General features: G+C 50.2%; 19 protein-coding genes. 7 read left to right on the forward strand and 12 right to left on the reverse strand.

Features of this window, described 5'->3' with window-relative positions; all coding sequences use genetic code 11:
• Nucleotides 1-77: 77 nt before the first annotated feature.
• Nucleotides 78-908: an N-acetylmuramoyl-L-alanine amidase gene (locus tag DES37_RS08480; RefSeq protein WP_110025521.1), complete on the reverse strand. Its 831-nt coding sequence runs from the start codon at nucleotides 906-908 to the stop codon at nucleotides 78-80.
• 192 nt (nucleotides 909-1,100) lie between these two features.
• On the opposite strand from DES37_RS08480, the gene DES37_RS08485 reads away from it, so the two are divergent.
• From DES37_RS08485 to DES37_RS08510, 6 genes are all read left to right on the forward strand, one after another.
• Nucleotides 1,101-1,595, forward strand: coding sequence for a lipoprotein (locus tag DES37_RS08485; protein ID WP_036107671.1), 495 nt, complete (start codon nucleotides 1,101-1,103; stop codon nucleotides 1,593-1,595).
• A gap of 226 nt (nucleotides 1,596-1,821) precedes the next feature.
• The gene (gene artP, locus DES37_RS08490; protein ID WP_036107668.1) at nucleotides 1,822-2,550 is read left to right on the forward strand and encodes an arginine ABC transporter ATP-binding protein ArtP; all 729 of its coding nucleotides are present in this window, start codon (nucleotides 1,822-1,824) and stop codon (nucleotides 2,548-2,550) included.
• A gap of 19 nt (nucleotides 2,551-2,569) precedes the next feature.
• Complete coding sequence (gene artI / locus DES37_RS08495; protein ID WP_036108708.1) at nucleotides 2,570-3,301, forward strand: arginine ABC transporter substrate-binding protein ArtI; 732 nt, start codon at nucleotides 2,570-2,572, stop codon at nucleotides 3,299-3,301.
• Nucleotides 3,302-3,309: 8 nt separating this feature from the next.
• Nucleotides 3,310-4,026 carry an arginine ABC transporter permease ArtQ gene (artQ, locus tag DES37_RS08500; RefSeq protein WP_036107664.1) on the forward strand — a complete coding sequence of 239 codons (717 nt, stop codon included), beginning with the start codon at nucleotides 3,310-3,312 and terminating at the stop codon, nucleotides 4,024-4,026.
• Entirely contained in the window at nucleotides 4,026-4,694 is a 669-nt protein-coding gene (gene artM, locus DES37_RS08505; RefSeq protein WP_036107661.1) for an arginine ABC transporter permease ArtM, read from the forward strand. The genes artQ and artM overlap by 1 nt, the downstream gene beginning before the upstream one ends.
• Before the next feature lie 162 nt (nucleotides 4,695-4,856).
• Nucleotides 4,857-5,585, forward strand: a complete 729-nt coding sequence (locus DES37_RS08510) for an arginine ABC transporter substrate-binding protein (RefSeq protein WP_036107658.1) — start codon at nucleotides 4,857-4,859, stop codon at nucleotides 5,583-5,585.
• A gap of 69 nt (nucleotides 5,586-5,654) precedes the next feature.
• On the opposite strand, the gene rlmC is transcribed toward DES37_RS08510, so the two are convergent.
• The 10 genes from rlmC to DES37_RS08560 form a co-directional block, all read right to left on the reverse strand.
• Entirely contained in the window at nucleotides 5,655-6,779 is a 1,125-nt protein-coding gene (gene rlmC / locus DES37_RS08515; RefSeq protein ID WP_110025564.1) for a 23S rRNA (uracil(747)-C(5))-methyltransferase RlmC, read from the reverse strand.
• Nucleotides 6,780-6,838: 59 nt separating this feature from the next.
• A complete protein-coding gene (locus tag DES37_RS08520; RefSeq protein WP_036107655.1) occupies nucleotides 6,839-7,312 on the reverse strand; it encodes a YbjO family protein in 474 nt (157 codons plus the stop codon).
• Between the two features lie 67 nt (nucleotides 7,313-7,379).
• A complete protein-coding gene (gene potI, locus DES37_RS08525; protein WP_036107653.1) occupies nucleotides 7,380-8,225 on the reverse strand; it encodes a putrescine ABC transporter permease PotI in 846 nt (281 codons plus the stop codon).
• Nucleotides 8,225-9,193 (reverse strand): putrescine ABC transporter permease PotH, encoded by a 969-nt coding sequence (potH, locus tag DES37_RS08530; protein ID WP_072006931.1) that lies wholly within the window; start codon nucleotides 9,191-9,193, stop codon nucleotides 8,225-8,227. The genes potI and potH overlap by 1 nt, the downstream gene beginning before the upstream one ends.
• A 10-nt stretch (nucleotides 9,194-9,203) precedes the next feature.
• On the reverse strand, nucleotides 9,204-10,337 hold the full coding sequence (potG, locus tag DES37_RS08535; protein WP_110025522.1) for a putrescine ABC transporter ATP-binding subunit PotG: 1,134 nt from the start codon (nucleotides 10,335-10,337) through the stop codon (nucleotides 9,204-9,206).
• A 153-nt stretch (nucleotides 10,338-10,490) separates the two neighbouring features.
• Entirely contained in the window at nucleotides 10,491-11,603 is a 1,113-nt protein-coding gene (gene potF / locus DES37_RS08540; protein ID WP_036107648.1) for a spermidine/putrescine ABC transporter substrate-binding protein PotF, read from the reverse strand.
• A 354-nt stretch (nucleotides 11,604-11,957) separates the two neighbouring features.
• The gene (locus tag DES37_RS08545; protein WP_110025523.1) at nucleotides 11,958-12,437 is read right to left on the reverse strand and encodes a YbjN domain-containing protein; all 480 of its coding nucleotides are present in this window, start codon (nucleotides 12,435-12,437) and stop codon (nucleotides 11,958-11,960) included.
• An 87-nt stretch (nucleotides 12,438-12,524) separates the two neighbouring features.
• Nucleotides 12,525-13,427, reverse strand: coding sequence for a 30S ribosomal protein S6--L-glutamate ligase (gene rimK / locus DES37_RS08550; protein ID WP_036107645.1), 903 nt, complete (start codon nucleotides 13,425-13,427; stop codon nucleotides 12,525-12,527).
• A gap of 91 nt (nucleotides 13,428-13,518) precedes the next feature.
• Complete coding sequence (gene nfsA, locus DES37_RS08555) at nucleotides 13,519-14,241, reverse strand: oxygen-insensitive NADPH nitroreductase (RefSeq protein WP_110025524.1); 723 nt, start codon at nucleotides 14,239-14,241, stop codon at nucleotides 13,519-13,521.
• A complete protein-coding gene (locus DES37_RS08560) occupies nucleotides 14,225-14,533 on the reverse strand; it encodes a DUF1418 family protein (protein WP_036107639.1) in 309 nt (102 codons plus the stop codon). The genes nfsA and DES37_RS08560 overlap by 17 nt, the downstream gene beginning before the upstream one ends.
• 197 nt (nucleotides 14,534-14,730) lie before the next feature.
• Between DES37_RS08560 and DES37_RS08565 the strand changes: the two genes are divergently transcribed.
• Nucleotides 14,731-15,000 carry a GrxA family glutaredoxin gene (locus tag DES37_RS08565; protein ID WP_036107637.1) on the forward strand — a complete coding sequence of 90 codons (270 nt, stop codon included), beginning with the start codon at nucleotides 14,731-14,733 and terminating at the stop codon, nucleotides 14,998-15,000.
• A 185-nt stretch (nucleotides 15,001-15,185) separates the two neighbouring features.
• Here the strand turns inward: DES37_RS08565 and ybjM are convergent, their stop codons facing one another.
• The gene (gene ybjM, locus DES37_RS08570) at nucleotides 15,186-15,569 is read right to left on the reverse strand and encodes an inner membrane protein YbjM (protein WP_036107634.1); all 384 of its coding nucleotides are present in this window, start codon (nucleotides 15,567-15,569) and stop codon (nucleotides 15,186-15,188) included.
• Nucleotides 15,570-15,621 lie beyond the last annotated feature (52 nt).

Below are 15,621 nucleotides of genomic sequence, written 5' to 3' on the forward strand. Positions count from 1 at the left end.
CTATTCCCTCATTAACCAAAGCGCACCCCATAATGGCTGTGCGCGTTGGTTACCAATACCGCACTCCAGGCGGATGATTAGTGATGCGGGTATTTTTCCAGCAATGCACGGGCGATTGCTTCTGTTTGGGCATCTGGGTTGCCATCATACTTTGCCGGGCGGAAATGCATCTGGAAAGCTGCCACTACCCGGTGTTGTTCTGCATCGCTCATTCCGGGCGTCACTTCATAGCCATAGCGTGAAAGCAACGCCAGCATTTCTGGCATAGGGACTGGCTGCCAGGCAGGGCGCCCGGCAAGATACGCCGTAACCCGAGCTGTGTCGGGCCAGGCGCCAATGCCTTCATGTGCCAGCATTTCCCATGGAAATAACGGGCCAGGGTCTTGTTTACGTTGCGGTGCGATATCTGCGTGGGCCACTACATTTTGCGGCTTGATGTGGTAGCGCTGAATAATATCGCGCGCCAGAGGGATCAAAGCATTAATCTGCGCAACCGGAAACGGAGCAAAATGTTTCACGCCGTGTTCCCGCACCCAACCGGCATTCTCCAGCTCAATCCCAACAGAGACATCATTTAACCGGGTGGTGCCGCGCCAGTAACTGACCCCGGCATGCCACGCGATATCACTTTCAGGAACCAGTTGCCATACCAGCGGTTTATCGCCCGGTCTGGGTTGTAGCTGCGGAATTAAATAGTGTGCGCTGACATTATTACCAACCAGTGTGCTCAGGGAGGTATCGAAATCACCTGCGGTGTAATGAATCACCAGTATGCGCACACGGGGAAATGCGGCATAAGCATGCTGGCTGGTATTAACCTGGTAGGCACCCCGGTCTTCAATGTCATTATTGCCACGGCAACTCACCAGTAACAGCGCCAGCGAAAAATAAATAAATGCCTTGATCATGACTGCATTCTTCCTGCCATTGTTTACTCTTGTTTCCCCAAAAGTAGTGAATACCGGGGAAAAACATCCTGTTAAGGCCAACTATCTTACGCGCTTAGCACAACTGCACCAACCGAATAACACGGAACAAGCTATTCTCTGTAAGAGGTATGCTTGTTCACATCCGTTTTCAAAATACATAAGGAAATAATAATGCGTAAAACATTGGCCGGTTTCTCTCTTGCCAGTACGCTGGTTCTCAGCGCCTGTACCACTGTGACCCCAGCCATTAAGGATACCAGCACTCGCGTGGGTCCATGTGCAGATGGCGGCCCGGACAGCGTCGCACAGCAATTTTACGATTATCGGGCAAACCACCGTAATGCAACTGATGTAGCCGGGTTACGCCCTTATTTGAGCGACAACCTGTGGCAACTGGTTCAGCAGCAACAAAGCAGTACCCTTAAATTCTCCAGTTTCACGCCTGCCCCGGACAGCGCCAGTGTTGCCAGCGCTTCAACCATTCCCAATAGCGATGCACAAAACATCCCACTGCGTGTAAGTATTAAGCAAGGGACAAACGAAGGGAAAGATGAAGTGCTGATGGTGCGTGAAGGCCAGTGCTGGGTGGTGGATGACATTCGTTACCTGACTCCTTCCAGCACTGCGGTCGCAGGAACTCTTCGCCAGTCACTTGAACGCCACTAACTGTAGCTGGCGGCCAATCTCTGCGGGTCAGGAAAAGTAAACCGTATAAATAGTCTGGCATTTTGTTAAATCACCGACATTTATACTCACCTCCCCCTGACCCCGTTATCTTATGCTGCATTTAACTGGATTACCCAGTCGAATTTAAGTTTTAACCCATAAATATTGCATAAGTATTCTGCGAACGTTACTATTTGCGGCCTCAATAGCTATTCGACTGCTTCGCATGAGTATTCAACTAAACAGCATTAATTGCTTCTACGGCGCGCATCAGGCGCTGTTCGATATCACCCTGGATTGCCCTCAGGGCGAAACGCTGGTGCTGCTTGGCCCAAGTGGTGCAGGCAAAAGTTCGCTGCTGCGGGTACTTAACCTGCTGGAAATGCCACGTTCCGGGACGCTGAACATCGCGGGCAACCAGTTTAATTTCACCAAAACCCCAGGTGATATGGCGATTCGCCTGCTACGCCAGAATGTGGGTATGGTGTTTCAGCAATATAATTTGTGGCCGCATCTGTCTGTAATGCACAACTTAATTGAAGCCCCCTGCCGGGTGTTGGGCCTGAGTAAAGATGAAGCCCGCGCCAGAGCGGAAAAGCTACTTAACCGCTTGCGCCTGACCCCGTACAGTGACCGCTATCCATTGCATTTATCTGGTGGTCAGCAACAGCGTGTTGCCATTGCCAGAGCACTTATGATGGAACCACAGGTTCTGTTGTTTGACGAACCGACTGCCGCGCTGGATCCAGAAATTACCGCGCAGATAGTCAGTATTATTCGTGAGCTTTCAGAGACGGGGATCACTCAGGTCATCGTGACCCACGAAGTGGAAGTCGCACGTAAAACGGCCAGCCGTGTTGTGTATATGGAAAATGGCCACATTGTTGAACAAGGCGATGCGTCCTGCTTTAGCGAGCCGCAAACCGATGCGTTTAAACAGTATCTCTCTCACTGATGTTGTTTGGGAAATGACAATGAAAAAAGTAATTATTGCCACGCTGCTTGCCAGCCTGAGCCTTTCTGCGACTGCCGCACAGACAATCCGTTTTGCAACAGAAGCCTCCTACCCTCCGTTCGAATCTATGGATGCCAACAACAAAATCGTTGGTTTCGACGTTGATCTGGCTAACGCTTTGTGCAAACAAATTGATGCAACCTGCACATTTACTAACCAGGCATTTGACAGCCTGATCCCCAGCCTGAAATTCCGCCGTTTTGATGCCGTCATGGCCGGGATGGATATTACTCCTGAGCGTGAAAAACAGGTTCTGTTCAGCAAACCTTATTACGACAACTCTGCACTGTTTGTTGGCCAGAAAGGTAAATACACCACGATTGCTGAACTGAAAGGCAAAAAAGTGGGTGTGCAGAACGGTACCACGCATCAGAAATTTATTATGGATAAACACCCGGAAATCACGGTTGTACCCTACGACAGCTACCAGAACGCTAAACTGGATCTGCAAAATGGCCGTATCGACGCAGTATTCGGTGATACTGCAGTCGTTACCGAATGGCTGAAGGCAGACCCGAAACTGGCGGCTGTGGGCGATAAAGTGACTGATAAAGACTACTTTGGCACTGGCCTGGGTATTGCTGTGCGTATGGGTAATACCGAGTTGCAGCAGAAATTCAACGCCGCGCTGGACAAAGTAAAAGCTGACGGGACATACACCGCCATCTACAACAAATGGTTCCAGAAGTAATCAACTGAATGAACGAAATGTTTCCTTTAGCAAGCGCCGCCGGGATGACCGTCGGCCTTGCCGTTTGTGCACTGGCTGTTGGCCTTGCTCTGGCGATGCTGTTTGCTGTGCTGGAGTCATCGCGCCTGCGCGCCGTTTCGTGGCTGGCCTCCGGGTTAGTTACCCTGCTGCGTGGCCTGCCGGAAATTCTGGTGGTTCTGTTTGTCTATTTTGGCGCTTCCCAGCTGTTATTGACGCTTTCAGATGGTTTTACCCTGCCGCTCGGTTTCACTCAACTCCATATCCAGGTACAGATTGAGAACTTTGATGTCAGCCCGTTCCTGTGTGGGGTTATTGCGCTGTCGATGTTGTATGCAGCTTACGCCTCACAAACGTTACGTGGCGCACTGAAAGCAGTACCGGAAGGCCAGCGTGAATCAGGCCAGGCTCTGGGGCTGAGCAAAGCTGCCATTTTTTTCCGCATTGTTATGCCGCAAATGTGGCGCCATGCCCTTCCCGGTTTAGGCAACCAGTGGCTGGTTCTGCTGAAAGATACCGCTTTAGTTTCACTGATAAGTGTTAACGACCTGATGTTGCAAACCCGCAGTATTGCCACGCGCACTCAGGAGCCCTTTACCTGGTACATTATCGCAGCCGCTATCTACCTGGTCATCACGCTGATAAGCCAGTATGTTCTTAAACGTATTGACCTGCGCGCGACGCGTTTTGAGCGGAGGCCGGAATAATGCTCGCTTATTTACCTGAGTTATTAAAAGGCCTGCACACCAGCCTGACACTGACCGTTGCTTCGATTATTCTGGCGCTCGCGCTGTCACTGGTTTTCACGGTTATTTTAACGCTGAAAACGCCAGTTGTGGCGTTGCTGGTACGTGGCTATATCACGTTATTTACCGGTACGCCTTTGCTGGTGCAGATCTTCCTTATCTACTACGGGCCTGGTCAGTTTCCTTCGCTGCAAAACTACCCGGTGTTATGGCATTTGCTGTCAGAGCCATGGTTGTGCGCAATGCTGGCATTGTCACTTAACAGTGCGGCCTATACCACGCAGTTATTTTATGGTGCAATTCGCGCGATCCCTGCCGGGCAGTGGCAATCCTGCCAGTCACTGGGGATGAGCCGTAAAGACCAGTTGGCAATCCTGTTGCCATTCGCCTTCAAACGCGCCTTGTCTTCATATTCCAACGAAGTGGTTCTGGTATTCAAAAGCACCTCGCTTGCTTATACCATCACACTGATGGAAGTAATGGGCTATGGCCAGTTGCTGTATGGCCGCACCTATGACGTCATGGTGTTTGGTGCAGCCGGAGTCATCTATTTGATAGTAAATGGCATTCTTACATTACTGATGCGTGTAATCGAACGCCGCGCGCTGGCTTTTGAACGCCGTAATTAAGTTTTTAATATTATCAGTCAGTGCAAAAGGCGACTCCGGGTCGCCTTTTTTTTACCCATATAAATAACTAATTATACATTTTAATTGCATATAAATTCATTATGGATAATACTCCCGCTATCACGAACATAAAAAAACAGTGACAGACAGGAGCAACACACAATGAAAAAATGGTTATTGGTTGCCATGATGGCCAGTGCTTTCCAGGTTAGCGCAGCAGAAAAAATTAACTTTGGGCTTTCTGCCACCTACCCTCCTTTTGAATCCTTAGATGCCAATAACCACATTGTTGGTTTTGATATCGATCTGGCCAATGCTTTGTGCCAAAAAATGGCGGCAGACTGCACCTTTACCAACCAGGCATTCGACAGCCTGATCCCGTCACTTAAGTTCCGTAAGTTTGATGCCGTTATTTCCGGCATGGACATCACCCCGGAACGCAGTAAACAAGTCACATTCACCCAGCCGTATTACGCTAACTCTGCTGTAGTTATTGCCAAAAAAGGGCAGTTCACCAGCTTTGCAGACTTAAAAGGCAAACGGATTGGCATGGAAAACGGGACTACTCACCAGAAATATCTGCAGGAAAAACACCCTGAGATTAAAACCGTGGCTTATGACAGTTACCAGAATGCCATCATTGACCTGAAAAATGGCCGCCTGGATGGTGTCTTTGGTGATACAGCGGTGGTGAATGAGTGGCTGAAAACGAACCCGGAACTGGCGGCAGTAGGCCAGCATGTTACTGATCCACAATATTTTGGCACCGGCTTAGGTATTGCCGTTCGCCCACAAAATACGGCGCTGCTGAAGCAACTGAATACAGCACTGGACGCCATCAAAGCAGACGGGACTTACCAGAAAATCAGTAATAAATGGTTCCCGCAATAAACCGGTAGCTACACCAGAAAAACCGCTGTCACTCCGGTGCAGCGGTTTTTTTGTTTATCGCACCTGCCTTCAGCGGCGTAGCAATGCCAGCACTTCATAATGCGCAGTATGCGGGAACATATCAAACAACTGAACCTGCTCAATACGGTAACCAGCAAGGCGACGAATATCTTCAGCCATAGTGACTGCGTTACAACTGGAATAGACAATAAAACCCGGAGCCATATCAGTTAAAAAACGGCACAGCTCAGGGCCAATCCCGCGCCTTGGGGGGTTAACCAGCACCAGGTCTGGTACCGCCTGCTGGCCTGTAGCCCAGGAAGTGGAATCCAGTGCCTGAAAGTCAACATGCTTAAGCCCCAGTTCTTGTGCAGACAGCTGGGCACTATTGATGGCTTCCGGCGCAATTTCTATTCCGGTCAGTTGCATTTGAGGTGTAGCACAGTGCAGGCCGAACCCACCCACACCACAAAATAAGTCCCACATATGTTGCACAGGCAATGCGCGCACCCAGTCTCGGGCAGTGGCATACAATGCACTGGCAACTTGCGGGTTAGTCTGGAAAAAACTTTGCGGGCGGATCCACAATGGCACACCATTGAATACTTCCCGCAAAGCTGTGTCCGGGGTTAACAGAATCTCTTCTTCCCCTTCCATAATGGCCATATGTACCGGCTGGATATTGGCCGTAATCACACGTAACTGGGGAACCTGTTCCTGCAGCCAGGGCAGTTCCTGTTTCAGGCGGGCAATTTTAGCTGCAGAGCGCAACACAAAACGCAGCATCAGGCTGCCATCATGCTGGCTTTGCGTCAGCAACAGGTACTTCAGTTCACCTCGTTGCCGTTCAACGTTATAGGGCGTGAGGCCAACCCTGGCAATAAACGGCTTAATGGCCGCAAACACCCCGGCAAAAGCCGCCGGGTACAGCGGGCAACCCGCCAGGTCCGCCACACTGCCGTCACGGTTACGGACCCCAAGAATTGGGCGTTCAACGCTGCCGCTCACCACCATTTTGGCTTTATTGCGAAACGCCTGCTCAGCACCACTAACCGGCTGGCGCCACTGACCAACAGGCATTTGCGCGAGCAGCTCGCGCAAATGCACCATTTTCTTTTCAAGTTGTTGAGCGAGGGGAAGCGTCAGCCACTGGCAGGAGTGGCAACGCCCTTCAGCATAGAGTTCGCACTGCATAAAAAAGCCCTGAAAAAACGCGGAACGGGATTCTACCACGGCATGGTGCTGCCTGCTGCTTAGTGAACCCGAAAAAAACGCCGACTACGCAGCGGCACAAACAACAGTGCCAGAACCAGTAAGTCGGGTAGTTTTTGCATGAACAACCCATGCAGAATGGCACTTTTGCTTTCACCTGGAATGCTGAATAACTCCGGGTAGCCCCACCCCAGTGAGGCGCACCACAGATACACAGAAGAGATTACCTGAGTTGCCAGAAAAACCCAGCGCCCCCAATTGCGCCCCCGCAAAATAACGAAAGCACAACGTATTTCAATAAAGAGCAAAACCAGGCTGGCAAAGAAAATCAGCGTCAGCGCCCAGGTCTGGACGCTACGCTGTATAAAATCAATACTCCCCTGGACACCCAGCGCGTTAAACAGCATCAGGACATCCAGGCAGCGGGTGGTGATAATGCCAATAGCGGCAATATAAACCAGTGTGGGCACATTCAGTTTTGCCTGACCAGCGGGGTATTTGCTCAAAATATCCACAACCTCGTTTCCTTGTCAGTACATGCTGTTGTAACAGCACGCCTATATCCCACTGATTTTAGGCCTTTCAGTGCTGCCTTGCACGCTGGATATCACGCATACGCTGTTTTTCAGCCCTTGCCATAAACCACCATGCAATCAGGCCGATAACCCCCACTACCCCGAGAATAATTGATGCCAGCGCGTTGATTTCCGGGTTAACCCCCATACGCACACTGGAGAACACCAGCATTGGCAGCGTGGTTGCACCCGGCCCGGAAACAAAGCTGGCAATGACCAGGTCATCCAGTGACAGCGTAAAGGCCAGCAGCCAGCCGGAAATAATAGCCGGCGAAATCATGGGAACTGTTATCACAAAGAACACTTTGAGTGGTGTGGCCCCCAGATCCATAGCCGCTTCTTCAATGGACTGATCCAGCTCACGCAAACGAGAACTTATCACCACCGAGACATACGCTGTGCAGAATGTTACATGTGCCAGCCAGATGGTCATCATGCCACGTTCGCCCGGCCAGCCCAGTGAACTACCCATTGCCACGAACAGCAACAGTAATGACAACCCGGTAATCACATCCGGCATGACCAGTGGTGCGGTGAGCATAAACGCAAAGCCATTCGAGCCACGAAAACGCCCAAAACGCACCATCACCACTGCGGCAATCGTCCCCAGAACAACCGCCATCGTGGCGGATAACGCAGCAATAGACAAGCTCAGCCCAACGGCATTCATCATGGCGGTGTCACGAAACACTTCGCCATACCATTTAGTGGACCAGCCAGCCCAAACGGTTACTAATTGCGAGCTGTTAAATGAGTAGATGACCAGCATCAGCATCGGGGCATACAGGAAGGTAAACCCGACAACCAGGATAAAAATCCGCCATGGAGAACGTACAACAGGTAACGTATTCATTAATGTCCTCCCATGCCTTTGTTCTGATATTTGTGGAACCACATAATGGGCACTATCAATACCACCAGCATTGTAATCGCGACAGCGGAAGCAACCGGCCAGTCACGGTTATTGAAAAACTCCTGCCAGAGGACACGGCCAATCATAATGCTGTCCGGGCCCCCCAGAAGTTCAGGGATAACAAACTCCCCAACGGCCGGAATAAACACCAGCATGGAACCGGCAATAATGCCGCCTTTGGTCAGCGGAACCACAACGCTGAAAAAGGTTTTCAAGGGTTTAGCGCCGAGATCCAGCGAAGCCTCAACCAGGGAGTAATCAATTCGCGTCAGCGCGGTATAAATAGGCAGCACCATAAAGGGCAAATAGGCATAAACAATCCCGATATACACCGCCAGGTTGGTGTGCAAAATAGTCAGCGGATGGTCAATCACGCCCAACCACAACAGCACGTTATTCAACACCCCGTTTTCTTTCAAAATTCCCATCCATGCATAAACACGAATAAGGAATGATGTCCAGGAAGGTAAGATGACCAGCAACAGCAAAATATTACGTGTAGAAGTTTTACTGTGAGCTACGGCCCAGGCGAGTGGGTAACCCAACAGTAAGCAGCAAATGGTTGAAACCGCCGCAACCTGTAACGATTGCAGGTAGGCTTCGTAATACAGTGGGTCATCCGTTAACTGCAGGAAATTACCAAGGTTAATCGACACCGAAAGCTGCTGGTCTGCCCAACTGACCAGGTCAGTATAAGGCGGAATAGCGCGCGCCATATCGGCAAGACTAATCTTGAAAACAATTAAAAATGGCAACATGAACAACAGGCACAGCCACAGATATGGCAAGGCAATAACCAGTTTGCGCCCATGAGCCATTTGCACCCTGCCTAACCAGCGGCGTAATGAACCGGGTGGTGTTTGGGAGGTACTCGACGATGTTGGTGTGGGCTCAGTATAGCTACTCATAGAACAACTCCTAAACTGTCAAGACGACACAGCTATCCGCATCCCAGCAAAGCTTCACTTCGTCGCCCCAGGTAGGCATTCCTTTCCGGTACCGGTGCTCATTCTGTAACTGGGCACTAATCATCTGCCCACTGCTTAACCGCACATGGTAAATAGAGAGGTCACCCAGATAAGCAATGTGCACAACTTCCCCTACCGCAAAGTTAAAACCGTCTGCTGGCGGGTCTTCGCACAAGGTGATCTTTTCCGGGCGCAGGGCCACCCAGACAGGTACGCCTTCTACCACAGAAGCATCCGGGTCCACTTTCAACGGATGGCGCAACCCTGGGGAATCGATAACCAGGCCGTCTTCCTGGCTCTCTTTCAGGATGCCCTCAAATACATTCACCGAACCAATAAATTCCGCGCTATATCTTGTGGTCGGGTGTTCATAAATCTCTTCCGGTTCGCCTATTTGCACAAACTTGCCACGGTTCATAATGGCAATGCGGCCGGCCATAGTCATCGCTTCTTCCTGGTCGTGGGTTACCATCACACAGGTCACGCCAACACGTTCCAGGATATCCACCACTTCCAGTTGCATACGGTCACGCAGTTTTTTATCCAGAGCGCCCATTGGTTCATCGAGCAGTAATAATTTAGGGCGTTTAGCCAGGCTACGAGCCAGCGCAACACGCTGACGCTGACCGCCGGATAACTGGTGAGGTTTACGCTTGGCGAACTCCTGCATATGCACCAGGCTCAACATTTCTTCCACCCGGCTGGCAATTTCCGCTCTGGGTAACTTGTCCTGTTTGAGGCCAAACGCAATATTCTGCTCCACTGTCATATGTGGGAACAGGGCATAAGACTGGAACATCATATTGATGGGGCGCTGATATGGCGGTACATGAGCCAGGTCTACACCATCGAGCATGATTTGCCCTGTTGTTGGTTGCTCAAACCCGGCCAGCATACGTAACAGCGTAGATTTCCCGCAGCCTGAGGCACCAAGCAGTGCAAAAATCTCACCTTTGTAGATAGTCAAACTGACATCATCAACGGCATGCTGGCCGTCGAAGGATTTTGTCAGATTCCGAATTTCCAGTAATGGCGTTAACGCCTTACTACTCTTCGCTTGTGGGCGGGGAATGACATCGTTCACTGATTGTGCTCTCCGGCAAATCTAAAACTTATACGCTAACAGGCGTACAATTTACTGGCTTGCGATGCATAACGTTATTTGCATCATTTTGAGGCAATTGCACCTTATAGCGCACCAAAAAGGTGCATTGCCTCGTTCTATTAACTTACTGACTTATTTACCACTTTTAACTTTTGTCCAGGCTCGTGTTCTTACACGATCCAATTTGGGGTCCTGAACTTTAAGGGTAAACAGTTTTGCCATAACATCTGGCGGCGGGTAAATACCCGGGTTATCACGCACTTCAGCATTCACCAGCGGCGTTGCAGCTTTGTTGGCGTTAGCGTAATAGATATGGTTGCTGATATCGGCCACCACATCCGGGCGCATCAGGTAATTAAGGAACTGATAGGCTTCATCCTTATTCTTCGCATCAGCTGGCATCGCGAAGACGTCAAAAAACGCCAGAGCACCTTCTTTCGGGATTGAATAAGAGATATGCACGCCGTTTTTCGCTTCTTTCGCACGGTTAGCGGCCTGCCATACATCCCCTGCCCAGCCAATCGCCACGCAAATATCGCCATTTGCCAAATCATTAATATATTGAGAGGAATGGAAATAACGGATACTTGGACGCAGTTTCAGTAACAAGTCGGTTGCTGCACCGCTGTAGTCAGATGCATTAGAGCTGTTCGGATCTTTGCCAAGATAGTTCAGCACTGTTGCAAAAATTTCTTCTGGCGCATCCAGGAAAGAAACCCCACAACTTTTTAATTTTTCGAGGTTTTCTGGTTTCAGTACCAAATCCCAGCTATTAACCGGTGCATCTTTACCCAGTACCGCTTTAACTTTATCTACGTTGTAGCCAATCCCGGTAGTCGCCCACATATAAGGCACAGCGTATTTGTTGTCGGGATCATGTTTGGCAACCAGCTTTAACAGCGCCGGATCGAGGTTTTTCCAGTTGGGGAGTTTGCTTTTATCCAGGGGCTGAAACACACCGGCCATCAGTTGGCGTTCAAGAAAGCTGGCCGACGGAACCACCAGGTCAAACCCGGTACTGCCTGCCATCAGTTTGCCTTCGAGTACTTCGTTTGAATCAAAAACGTCGTAAACAACTTTAATACCGGTTTCTTTGGTGAAATTGGCTACGGTATCCGGCCCAATATAATCCGACCAGTTATACACATGCAGCGTCTTTCCATCCGCAGCCAGCGTTGAGGCAGAAGCAGCCATCAGAACGCCAGCCACCAAACCAGACAACCATTTTTTACTTTGGCGGGACATATCTTATTCCTTCTGAATAAAGGGTAAAACTCGCGCTCAGCATGGCGTCGAGTAAAATCAGGCCATTAACCTGATGCAATATTCATGCATATTTTGTCATACGGACGTAAAAAAATTTCACACTCGCGCCAGGCCAGTAACAAGTGATAACGCAGTGTAAATGTAGCCAGGATTTTGGCCGTGGGTGGGGATTAAAAAACGCCTTTTTTCAATTTTTTAGGCATCAATCAGGAAATGAGCAACAAAGCACCACAATATCCACTATTTACACATGGATATAAGCAGCGGGCCGGTACAGGCAGAGAAACAACAGGCGCAGTACACAGATAGCTTTCTGCGCCTCAGGCGGGTAAATCAGTGTAACAGATGGCTGGATACCGGGCGGCGGGAAGCATCATCTTCATCCCCATTCCACAACATTTGTTGGGCGCTGGCTTCCAGAATCACCATGGAGATCTGTTCCTCACTCTGGCGCAAAAAATGCGTAAACTGCTCACGGCTAATACCTACTGCAACGGGAAAAGCCTGGCAAACCACCAGGCGTGGCAGGTTGTCATCCTGAACATCAAGGAACGCTTTCACAGTAAGTGAACTGGCATTGACTGCCGAAATATCCCCTGCCAGTGCCAACAAAGCGGAAGGTTTGACCTCAGCCAGGGCGGAAAAAACCAGCACACTATCAACCAGATCTAACTTGGCATCAAACACACCAGCAAACTCCTGCATATGGGGGAGATGCAACGCCTGGCAGGAATCACACTCGAAAAAGCTTACGCCAGCGTCATCAAGCCAGTGGCGTAGCGTGTCCAGGGTAGGGACGACGAGTGAATCCATACGGGTATAACCTCTTCAATAGAAAATCGACGCCATAGCTTACGCAAAAATGGCGCCCTGTACCACGGCCATATGGCCACAACGCACTTAACCGCCCATTTTGAGACAGAAACCGGGCCGGGCCTGGCTTTCCACCCAGCCGATAATTTGTGCAGCAATATCGATGCCCGTTGTTTTTTCGATACCTTCAAGCCCTGGCGAGGCATTCACTTCCATCACCAGCGGCCCACGGGTGGCACGCAAAATATCCACCCCGGCAACATCCAGCCCCATAGTTGAAGCCGCACGTATCGCCACTTCACGCTCCTGTGGCGTAATACTGGCGACAACTGCTTTGCCTCCCCGGTGCAAATTAGAGCGGAAATCTCCGTCTTTCGCCTGGCGCTCAATGGCGGCAACAACACGCCCGCCGACAACCAGGCAACGGATATCCCGCCCCTGCGCTTCTTTAATAAATTCCTGCACCAGAATATGGGCATTCAGGCCACGGAAAGCGTCAATCACACTTTCAGCAGCCTGGCGTGTTTCAGCCAGAACCACACCAATGCCCTGGGTACCCTCAACCAGTTTTACCACCAGCGGCGCGCCCCCAACCATTTCAATAAGATCGTGGGTGTCGTCTGGTGAGTGCGCAATCCCGGTCATCGGTAAATCGATGCCTTGCCGGGCCAGCAGCTGCATGGAGCGCAGTTTATCCCGGGCGCGAGTTATTGCGACCGACTCATTCAGAGGGTAGCTGCCCAACATTTCGAACTGGCGCAATACCGCAGTACCATAAAAAGTAATTGCGGAGCCAATACGCGGAATGACGGCATCATAATGCGGTAACTGTCGCCCTTTATAATGCACAGACGAACTGGCGGGGTTGATATTCATATAACAGGACAACGGATCGATAATATCGACAAAATGCCCACGATTGAGCGCTGCCTGCTTTAAACGTTTACAAGAATAAAGTGTTCCATCACGGGAAAGAATGGCAATTTTCACCCTGCACCTCTGCAAGAGACTGACCAGCCTTAAAACCCGCGTATAGTACCACCACCCGTTTCCCCCTGTAAGGGGGAAAGCAGAGAGAATATTAGCGGGTTGCCCAGCCTTGCTTATGCAGAAAATCCAGGATAAAAGGGCGACTTTCTGTGACTATTTTGCGGCGAATATGGTCGCTCCAGGTGTCTTTGCGTTTATGCGTAGTGCGGTTGAGGTAATAATCCGCAAGCGTTGCATCATAATTCGCCAGTTCGGCGGCATCTACCGGCTGGTACTGGTTTTCATGTACCAGTAAACTTTCCGGCAGGCGAGGTTTAACTTCCGGTTTTTCATCTGGCCAGCCCAGGCATAACCCGAACAGTGGCAAAACATATTTTGGTAACTTCAACAAGCGGGTTACCGCTTCAATATTATTGCGGATCCCACCAATGTAAACACCACCCAGGCCAAGAGACTCAGCCGCAACCATGGTGTTTTGGCCCATCATGGCGGTGTCCACCGCTCCCAACAATAACTGTTCAGCATAACCCAACTGGGCACCAGGGCAGATTTGCAAATGGCGGTTAAAATCTGCACAAAACACCCAGAACTCAGCAGCACTGGCAACATGTGCCTGGCCACCACTTAGCGTAACCAGTTGCTCCCGTAGTGCCGGGTCGGTAACCCGAATAATAGAACTACACTGTAAAAAGCTGGATGTGGATGTACTGCGCGCAGCAGCAAACAGCGCAGCACGTTGTTCATCGCTGACAGGTTTATCAATGAACTGGCGAATTGAGCGATGCGCACAGAGTAAATCAATGGTTGGCGTCATTATTTTTATCCTTAGCCTTATTGGCAGCTTTTTTGTCATCTGCCGCTGGTGTGTTAGCTCCGTTAAATAATAACGGTGCCAAATTCTTCCCCATCTGGCCAAGTAACACTACTGCAGCAGGCAACATCAGTACAATACCGCTAAATATAAGCAAAATCACAGCCATGTCCGTGGCAAGAAAAGCGGTTACTGATATCACGCCATGGGCAACCAGCCAGGCGACACACAGCAGCACAATGCCAAGGGTTTCCAGCAGCAACACGGATTTAGGTAATGCTCCCAGTGAACGCATGGTCGGTCTCCTTGTGTGGTGGGCCCATTAGTATAGCCCTAAACCACTCCCGGTCAGGCCAATAATGAAAGGATGGCAGACGTCAGGTGAACGCTTTCATTGTTTTCAGTTATCAAAGCAACAGGCAAACTCAACTTCCCCCAACAGGTGCAGAGCAGCAAAATAGTTAGCAAGATAACTTCAGCTAAGGAGCAACTGTGCTTACTGTAATTTTTGGACGCCCCGGCTGCCCGTATTGTGTGCGTGCAAAGGCGCTGGCAGAAGAACTCAGTGCATCACATAGTGACTTTGAGTTTCGCTATGTAGATATTCATGCAGAAGGTATTACTAAAGCAGACCTGCAACAAGCTGCCGGAAAACCCGTCGACACTGTGCCGCAAATATTTGTGGATAAACAACATATTGGTGGTTTTACTGACTTTGCTGCCTGGGTTGAGCAACACCCTGTTCTTTCACCTGCAAACTGAAAAAACACAAAAAAACAAACACCGGGTCTTCGGACCCGGTGACAGGCTGACAGCAAACCGGTGCCCGGCACTGGAGTGCTACCCGGTGGGTTAAACCGCAATCAACACAACCCGTTGACTGTTTTCCAGCTTTTCACCACAAACTAAAAACACTTTTCTGTTTACCCGCAATGACTTACCGGGCTTTATACCCGGTGTTTTCTGGCATCCTGCCGCCAGACAAGCGTAATGAGAAACAGCACACACAGTGCACCCAGGGCATTCCAGAATACCGCACTCAGCAGCCAGGCAAGCTCCTGCAACAAGCCTGCATCGTCCTGTTCCCACACATTGATTAACAACAGGCAAACCGGAACAGCCACTAATGACCCGGCCACAGGCGCAAAAAAGCGCGCACGGCGCGAACACAAACTGCCCAGTACGCCGGGAACAATGAAACACAACATTCCGGGATCCATCTTACCGCTGGCGGGTGCCGAGTCAGTTAAAAAGAGGTTGTGGATCACAAATGCCAGAATGAACAGGATAAAACAGAATAAACCGCCTCCCCATGAACGTTTGAATAACAAAGTCGTCCTCCTTTGCTTTTCCATTACGTTGAGCAACCCAAATGGGCGCTGA

The organism is Mangrovibacter plantisponsor (assembly GCF_003182475.1).
GTDB classification, from domain to species: domain Bacteria; phylum Pseudomonadota; class Gammaproteobacteria; order Enterobacterales; family Enterobacteriaceae; genus Mangrovibacter; species Mangrovibacter plantisponsor.